Origin of the sequence: Desulfovibrio sp. 1214_IL3152 (genome assembly GCF_036763055.1) — a bacterium.
Classification (GTDB): Bacteria; Desulfobacterota; Desulfovibrionia; order Desulfovibrionales; family Desulfovibrionaceae; genus Desulfovibrio.
In genome coordinates this window covers 1-1,708 of the sequence record NZ_JBAIYW010000129.1, presented here as the reverse complement: position 1 = coordinate 1,708, position 1,708 = coordinate 1, and the positions used below count along the sequence as shown (strand labels likewise).

Annotated in this window: 3 protein-coding genes and 1 pseudogene; all 4 read left to right on the top strand. The window is 58.9% G+C overall.

Annotated elements, in window-relative coordinates; genetic code table 11:
• A pseudogene (locus V6C07_RS02715) lies at positions 1-197 on the top strand (baseplate J/gp47 family protein); the annotation flags it as partial.
• Positions 194-367, top strand: coding sequence for an anaerobic ribonucleoside-triphosphate reductase (gene nrdD / locus V6C07_RS02710; protein ID WP_072312616.1), 174 nt, complete (start codon positions 194-196; stop codon positions 365-367). The pseudogene V6C07_RS02715 and the gene nrdD, both read left to right, overlap by 4 nt.
• Positions 357-923: a YmfQ family protein gene (locus V6C07_RS02705; protein WP_333534843.1), complete on the top strand. Its 567-nt coding sequence runs from the start codon at positions 357-359 to the stop codon at positions 921-923. The genes nrdD and V6C07_RS02705 overlap by 11 nt, the downstream gene beginning before the upstream one ends.
• Positions 924-1,039: 116 nt before the next feature.
• Positions 1,040-1,708: hypothetical protein (locus V6C07_RS02700; protein WP_333534842.1), on the top strand; the 669-nt coding region annotated here is incomplete at its 3' end.

Genomic DNA, 1,708 nt, shown 5'->3' with positions numbered 1-1,708 from the left:
CCGCAGTCACCACCGTGCTGCAAGTCGAATTTGCCCGACTTGCCCCCGGCGAAAGCCTTGTGCTGTCGCGTCTGCTTGCCGCCGTGTCGTCGCTGGACGGCGTTGCGGACGTTGTAATCCGTGAGCCGGGAGCCAATGTCGTCCCCAGCGCCCTTGAGTGGTGCCGTCTGGGCTATCTGATGCTGGAGGCATTATGACAGACGCCATTGCCAACCGCGAAACGCGTACAGCCATGCCCCATCTGGTCGGTGTGGGTATGAAGTTTGACCGCACACGCCGCATCACCGGCTACCTTGTGGGCGATCTGGAGCGCTTCAACAACGCCAAGCGCGCCGAAGAACGGGACAGGGTGAAACATGGGACATAGTGCCCTGTTGGCGGCCTTGCTGCCGCCTGTATCCTATGATGTTAACGCGCCGGGCGTGGAGGTATCCCTTGCCGTTGACGGCGCGGAGCTTGACCGCGTGCAGGCCGCCAGCGCCGCAGTGCTTGGGGCGCTCCAGCCTTGGAAGTGGCAGCAGTATCTGCCGGATTGGGAGCGTGTATACGGCCTGCCCGGCGCATGCTCAAAAGGCGACCAGTTGCTGCAAGAGCGGATTGCCCAGCTTGCCGTGGCCTTTCTTGAGCGCGGCGGCATCTCCCACGCATGGCTCAAACGCTACGCAGCACTTGCCGGGTACGAGATCACGATTGATGAATTTACGCCATTCAAGGCGGGACACTCCCGCGCTGGCGACCCGCTGACCAATGACGACTGGACGTATGCATTTCGCGTTACAACGCCCAGCGACGCCCCCCGTGTGTTCAAGGCCGGGCAGTCGGTGGCGGGCGAGGCCCTGCGCACTTGGGGCGACAGTATTTTGGAGTGCATCATTAACCAGCGCAAACCAGCCCACGCCGTGGCGCTGATTGCGTATACATGAGGGGAGCTATGCACAGGATAGACAGCAGTACAGCAACGCCGGACAACAGATTTACGGAAGGCGACCCCACAATTCCCGTTCCTGCAACCACGGTAACGGACGATTGGCTTAATGCCGTGCAGGAAGAGCTGATAGCCATACTCGCGGCGGCCAATGTCACGCCGGACAAGGCCAACAACGCCCAGGTGCTGGCGGCCATCCAACGGCTGATTGCAGACAAGACAGGCATTGCCAAGGTGGGCGTCAACGGGCTTGTAAACCCTGACGGCGTGACCATCAAAATTGACGCTATGGGCAAAATATCAGTCGTGCAAAGCGACAAATATGACCTTGGCGAGTTTTACTATTTCCGGCACCCAATACTCAAGCCCGGCTTCGCACCACTTCAAGGCGGGGTTATTAGTGGTGTCTATCAAGGAAAAAACATTACAGAATGGCCGATTTGGCAGTATTTGCAAACAGCCGACGGACAACTGCTGCTCAAAACTGAAGCCGAGTGGCAAGCAATGACGCAAGCGATATGGCATACCAACGCTGATGGGACTACTGTAGGATGGGATGGCATCGGCGGCGCTCCTTACTATGTGCAGGATTTGGGCGCAGGTACGCTCCGCATGCCTGATGTGCGCGGCATGTATGCCGAGGCGGCGGGATTCGACTCTCTCGGCGTGGGAGACGTGCAAGGGGATGGTGAGCGTAGGAAAAGCGGCAAAGTCTCGCTGTTGTTTCCTGGCGGCTTTGAAACTTCGACAACCGCAGGAGTGTTCAAAACATCTGGTGCACGC

Coding starts and splice junctions, on each gene's coding strand:
- nrdD (WP_072312616.1), top strand. CDS start 194: ATGACAGACGCCATTGCCAACCGCGAAACGCGTACAGCCATGCCCCAT.
- V6C07_RS02705 (WP_333534843.1), top strand. CDS start 357: ATGGGACATAGTGCCCTGTTGGCGGCCTTGCTGCCGCCTGTATCCTAT.